This window comes from Schinkia azotoformans, assembly GCF_035811335.1.
In the GTDB taxonomy this organism is placed as follows: Bacteria; Bacillota; Bacilli; order Bacillales; family Bacillaceae_J; genus Schinkia; species Schinkia azotoformans.
Genome location: NZ_JARSMD010000015.1, coordinates 212292 through 218591, shown reverse-complemented (window position 1 = coordinate 218591; position 6300 = coordinate 212292). Strand labels below are relative to the sequence as shown.

Genomic DNA, 6300 nt, shown 5'->3' with positions numbered 1-6300 from the left:
CTCGTTCAAATCTGACAATGGAAAAGAGGGGGGTGTTAACTAATGGCATTAACATTGATGCTTATCGTTTTACTAGTTCTATTTTTAATTAATGTACCTATCGCATTTGCATTAATAGTGAGTACATCGGTTTATTTCTTCTTTAATGATAGCTTTACGATAACAGTCATGATACAAAGGATCATTGGTGGATTAGAATCGGTTCCCCTTCTTGCGATTGTTTTCTTTATCACCGCTGGTATTTTAATGAATTATACAGGGATTACATCCAGAATGTTAAAATTTGCTGAAGTTATTACTCGTCCGTTACCAGGAGCGCTGGCTCAGGTTAACGTTGTACTTGCAACATTAATGGGTGGTATTAGTGGTTCGAACTTAGCAGAAGCGGCAATGCAGGCAAAAATGATCGTGCCTGAAATGGAGAAAAAAGGATATTCAAAAGCATTCGCAACAACCTTAACTGGTGCGGCAGCATTGATTACACCGATTATCCCTCCGGGTGTTGCAATGATCATGTACGGCTATGTTGGAAATGTTTCAATTGGAAAACTGTTTTTAGCAGGGGTATTACCAGGCGTGGCTTTGTGTATCATGTACATGATTTATATTTATTTCTACGCAAAGAAGCACCATCTTGAAACCGATAATAAAAAGAAAATCACAATGAAGGAGTTTCTATCTTCCTTTAAAGATGCCATCCTGGCTCTAATTTTACCGGTTATTATTATCGGTGGAATCCGTATGGGAATATTCAGTGCAACAGAAGCAGGAGCAATTGCGGTATTGTATGCGTTAATTCTTGGATTGTTAGTATACCGTGAAATGAAAATCAAGCATTTAATGCAGGCTTTATTGGAAACTGCTCATACAGCAGCCTCCATTCTTATTATCATTGGGGCAGGCTCTGCGTTTGGATGGGCATTAACCTTGGAGCAGGTTCCTCAAAAGATGACAGAATTAATGGTTGGAAATATTGCTTCTCCAACAATGTTCTTCATTGTAGTTCTAGTCTTCTTATTAATTGTGGGTATGTTCGTTGAAGGCAACGTTTCTATTATTATCTTAACACCATTATTTATGCCAATGCTGATGCAATATGGGATTGATCCCGTCCATTTCGGAATCTTCTTCATTATCTGTTTAAGTATAGGTACAATGACACCACCGCTTGGTACAATCATGTTCGTAACTTGTGCCGTTACCGGTACGAAGGTAGAGGAATTCGTAAAAGAAAGCTGGCCGTTCTTAGTAATACTAATTATTGCAGCGTTATTAATGGCGTTCGTTCCAAGTATCTCTATGTTCTTGCCAAATCTACTATTCTAGTAACAGGGGGAGTCTTTTCTAATGAATAATGCAGTCCTAAATGTCACTCAAATTCATCCTGATGATAATGTCTGGATCTGTTTGGCTGATATGAAAAAAGGTGACGAATTAACAATAAGTGGTATACGGGTCACCCTTAAAGAGGATATTTCCAGAGGTCATAAGGTAGCATGCAAACCTATTAAAAAGGGATCCAATATAATTAAGTTTGGATTTCCGATTGGCCATGCCGAGGAAGATATTGATCCTGGTGAATTTGTTCATACGCATAACGTAAAAACAAATTTAAAGGGTGAACTTGAATATACCTTTAATCCTACAAATAATCAACTAAGCTCAACCAATGATAAAGTAAGCCCTACGTTTATGGGGTATCGCCGTGAAAATGGCGATGTAGGGGTGCGTAATGAAATTTGGGTTATTAATACTGTAGGCTGCATTAACAAGGTGGCCGAAAACCTTGTGAAAATGGCGGAGCGTTCAATAAAGGTAGACAATATCGATGGCTTTAGTCATTTTGCTCACCCATATGGCTGCTCGCAGCTAGGTGATGATTTAGTTTATACCCAAAAAATATTAGCAAATCTAATTCATCATCCAAATGCAGGCGGTGTACTCGTTTTAGGACTTGGCTGCGAAAATAATTATATTGATCTATTTAAAAATGTGATTGGTGAATACAATCCAAATCGCGTAAAATTCCTTGCTGTGCAGCAGGTTGAGGATGAGTTTGAAGAAGGTCTTGCAATCCTTGAGGAGCTCGCAGAGTACGCTGGTCGAATCAAACGAGAAGCGGTTCCGGTTTCTTCCCTGAAGATTGGGTTAAAATGTGGTGGTTCTGACGGGCTTTCCGGTATTACAGCCAATCCACTGCTTGGCGTATTCTCTGATAAGCTGATTTCTTATGGAGGAAGTACAGTTTTAACAGAAGTACCTGAGATGTTTGGTGCGGAAACGATTTTAATGGACCGCGCCAAAGATGAAGAAACATTTACTAAAATCGTAGACTTAATTAATAATTTTAAAAAGTACTTTATTAAATATGACCAGCCGGTTTATGAAAATCCGTCACCTGGAAACAAAGCAGGCGGTATTACAACACTAGAAGAAAAGTCGTTAGGCTGTGTTCAAAAGGGTGGATTTTCTCCCGTTAATGATATCCTTGAATACGGAGGCCGTGTAACTGAAAAGGGCTTAAGTCTTCTTCAAGGTCCCGGCAATGATCTGGTATCGGTAACTGGCTTGGCAGCAACCGGCTGCCAAATCGTCTTATTTACAACAGGAAGAGGTACTCCATTTGGAGGCCCAACACCAACTGTCAAAGTCGCAACGAATACGGCACTTGCAGAAAAGAAAAAAAGATGGATAGATTTCAACGCCGGTCAGTTAGTAGAAGGCACTACTATGGAAGAATTATCAGAACAATTTTTCCAGTATATTATTGACGTAGCTTCTGGAAGAAAACAGACTAACAATGAACTTTATGGTTACAAAGAAATAGCCATTTTTAAAGATGGCGTAACCATGTAGGAGATGAGTAAATGTCTAATACTTCGTCATTATTAAATAAAAAAACTCTATTAGAAACTGGTTTTGCTAACGGACTTCCATCATCCTCTTATCCTGAACGTGTGTTGCAAATTGGGGAAGGAAACTTTTTAAGAGGATTCATTGATTGGATGTTTTTCGAAATGAATAAGGTTGGGGAGTTTCAAGGCCGTGTTGTTGCTCTTCAGCCAACCCCTAGAGGGAAGGTTGTACCGAAGCTGAATCGCCAAGACTGCTTGTATACCCTTATCCAAAGAGGGATTTACCAAGGGACTACTGTCGAAAAGATTGATGTAATTGATTCCATAAGTAGAGGCATCAACCCTTATTCAGATTGGGAAGAGGCTCTAAAGGTAGCGGAATCTCCTGACATTGAATTTGTATTTTCTAATACAACAGAAGCAGGGCTGCAATATGTTGATGAGAGTTTTGACGAAGCTGCTTCCCCTCTATCATTTCCAGGCAAACTTGTGTCACTGCTATTCCACCGTTATACAATTTTTAACGGTGAAAAGGGCCGTGGCTGGATGATTATTCCTTGCGAATTAGTAGAGAATAATGGGGTTGTTTTAAAGGAGCTTTGCAAAAAGCTTACATTGAATTGGGGACTTCCGGAGTCATTTTGGACATGGGTTGAAAATGAGTGTTCGTTTTGCAATACACTTGTGGACAGGATCGTAACAGGTTTTCCGCATGGCGAAGAGCAACAATTAGCGGATCGTCTTGGCTATCAGGACGAATTAATGACAGTTGCAGAACCCTATCATTTGTTTGTTATTGATGGACCAACTGAACTACAAGAAAAGCTTCCTTTTAAAAAAGCTGGATTAAATGTTTATTTCGATGATATCACTTCGTACCGTGAATTAAAGGTAAAATTGTTAAATGCACCTCACACGCTCCTTGCCTCCTGCGGAATTTTGTATGGGGTTGAAACGGTAAGAGAGGGGATTAAAGATGATTTACTCGGTAATTTCATAATTCATGCGATGATGGAAGAAATAAGTTCAACATTACAGCCGAAGGAAAAGGAAAGCTCTAGTCAATATATTCATGATATCATTGACCGTTTCTTGAATCCGTTTCTGCATCATCGATTGTTGGATATTAGTTTAAATGGATATTCAAAATATCGAACAAGGGTTATGCCAAGCTTACTGGCTTTTAAAGAAGCAGAGGGGGCATATCCGAAAAGACTGGCTTTCAGCCTGGCAGCTTTAACTTCTTTTTATAAGGTAGTCGAAGACGATAAGGAAGCAAACAAGTTTTTTGGACATGGTCCTAATGGATTGTATGAAATTAGGGACAGCCATGACGTTATTTCGAAATTCCGTGAATTTTGGGAGAAATATGATGGAACGACGGAGTGTACAACTAAATTGGTGAAAGAACTTGTTGTTAATGACTTGCTGGGTGAAAAGACGTTATCAGAAGCAGAGGGGCTTTCAATATTTATTGCGAAACATATTATGATGCTTCAAGAATTAGGAATGAAAAAAACTTTAGAATTCATTGAACAATAAGTGAAACAGGGGGGCGGTTCTGCTGTTCCAAATTTTGTACAGTCCCTCCAGTTTCTTATTTTACTAACGGGAGATGTAAAAGTTGAAAACGATCGTATGTCAACAGCCTGGCGAAATGAAAATGATTGAACAAGAAAGACCTTCAGTCATTGCTGATAATGAAGTATTAGTAGCGGTAAAAAGAATAGGAATTTGTGGTACAGATATTCATGCTTATGGCGGAAACCAGCCATTTTTTGCCTATCCAAGAGTTCTTGGTCATGAATTATCAGCCGTTGTTGAACGTGTTGGTGCCCATGTAACAAAGGTTGAAGCAGGTGATCTAATCTCTGTTATTCCTTATATGCATTGTGGAGAATGTATCTCTTGTAAAAATGGTAAAACAAATTGCTGCACTAATATGAAGGTTCTTGGCGTTCATATAGATGGAGGAATGACTGAACATTTAGTCCTTCCGGAAAGCCATGTTTTTAAAGTAAACGAATTATCTCTAGAAGAAGCGGCGGTAATTGAACCGTTATGTATCGGTGCCCATGCAGTAAGAAGAGCTGATATTCGTGAAGGTGAAACAGTATTGATTGTTGGTGCAGGACCGATTGGGATGGGGGCAGCAAGATTTGCCAAGCTTCAAGGCGCGAAAACAATCATTATGGACATTAATGAAGAACGTTTACAGGCCTGCAAAGAATGGGCAGGTTGTGATTTTGCAGTCAAAGCATCTGATGCGGCTGTTGAAGAATTAAAAGCTGTGAATGACGGCTGGCTTCCAACTGTAGTTATGGATGCAACTGGAAATAAATTTTCGATGACGAATGCATTTGATTATGTATGCCATGGCGGGAAGGTCGTTTATGTAGGGCTTGTGAAAGATACAATCACTTTCAACGACCCAGACTTTCATGCGAAGGAACTAACTTTAATGGGAAGCAGAAATGCGACTAAAGAAGATTTTGAATATGTTATTCAGTCTGTTAAAGATGGAAAAGTAAACGCAGCGTCTTATATTACTCATAAGATTAATTTTGATGATGCAGTTTCATATTTTGAAGCTAAAAGTTTCAATACCAATAAAGCGTTAATCGTCCTTGAATAGTGATGAAAGGAATTTTTTGAATGGAAAAATATCAAATTTTTCAACGTTTAATGGAATCTGGCGTTGTCGTAGTCATGCGTAAGATGACACCAGAGAAGGTTGTATCTATTGTTTCCGGATTGAAGTCTGCGGGGATAACAGCTGTTGAAATTACAGTTGAGGATAATGGTGGTCTCGAGGCAATCCAAACGGTTAAGGAGCACTTTAATGGTGAAATACTTATTGGTGCCGGTACCGTTTTGGATGGTGAGACTGCGAAGGAAGCTATTAATGCAGGTGTTGACTTTATCGTAACCCCAGTTGTTTCAAAAAGTGCGATCGACGTTGCCAAGCGCTATGGCTGTTTTATTGGGGTAGGTGCGATGACACCAACGGAAATATTGACTGCCTATGAAGCCGGGGCAGATTTAGTGAAAGTTTTCCCAGCAGATAATTTAGGTCCTTCTTATCTGAAAAATGTAAAAGGACCTCTAGGACATATTCCGCTAATGCCTACTGGTGGTATTAATTTGAATAATATCGGTGACTATGTAAAAAGCGGTGCAGTATGTGTAGGCGTAGGCGGAGCACTATACAATTATGATACAGAAGAAGAAATTGCAGCAACGGCAAGAAAGTTTGTTGAGGAATATCAAAAAGCTAAAATGAATATGAAGTAATTTAATTTTAGGAATTTGGTTACTTTGGGGTTTTGCACAAGGGATTTTGCTTATGATCTCTTGTGCTTTTTTTATTTATTGGATTTAATATGACATTTCGTATAGGTTTTAGGTATTTTGAGGATGATTCTATTTTTGCGCATTAAAAATA

Annotated in this window: 5 protein-coding genes; all 5 read left to right on the top strand. The window is 38.9% G+C overall.

Annotated elements, in window-relative coordinates; translation table 11 throughout:
* Window positions 1-42: 42 nt before the first annotated feature.
* The 5 genes from P9E47_RS08595 to P9E47_RS08575 all read left to right on the top strand — a co-directional run bounded on the left by P9E47_RS08595 (window position 43) and on the right by P9E47_RS08575 (window position 6149).
* A complete protein-coding gene (locus P9E47_RS08595) occupies window positions 43-1326 on the top strand; it encodes a TRAP transporter large permease (RefSeq protein WP_035194124.1) in 1284 nt (427 codons plus the stop codon).
* 21 nt (window positions 1327-1347) lie between these two features.
* Window positions 1348-2856: a UxaA family hydrolase gene (locus P9E47_RS08590; protein WP_326163149.1), complete on the top strand. Its 1509-nt coding sequence runs from the start codon at window positions 1348-1350 to the stop codon at window positions 2854-2856.
* A gap of 11 nt (window positions 2857-2867) precedes the next feature.
* A complete protein-coding gene (locus P9E47_RS08585) occupies window positions 2868-4397 on the top strand; it encodes a tagaturonate reductase (RefSeq protein WP_003331649.1) in 1530 nt (509 codons plus the stop codon).
* Between the two features lie 82 nt (window positions 4398-4479).
* Entirely contained in the window at window positions 4480-5490 is a 1011-nt protein-coding gene (locus tag P9E47_RS08580; protein WP_326163148.1) for a zinc-binding alcohol dehydrogenase family protein, read from the top strand.
* Window positions 5491-5510: 20 nt separating this feature from the next.
* Window positions 5511-6149, top strand: a complete 639-nt coding sequence (locus P9E47_RS08575; RefSeq protein WP_326163145.1) for a bifunctional 4-hydroxy-2-oxoglutarate aldolase/2-dehydro-3-deoxy-phosphogluconate aldolase — start codon at window positions 5511-5513, stop codon at window positions 6147-6149.
* Window positions 6150-6300: the final 151 nt, after the last annotated feature.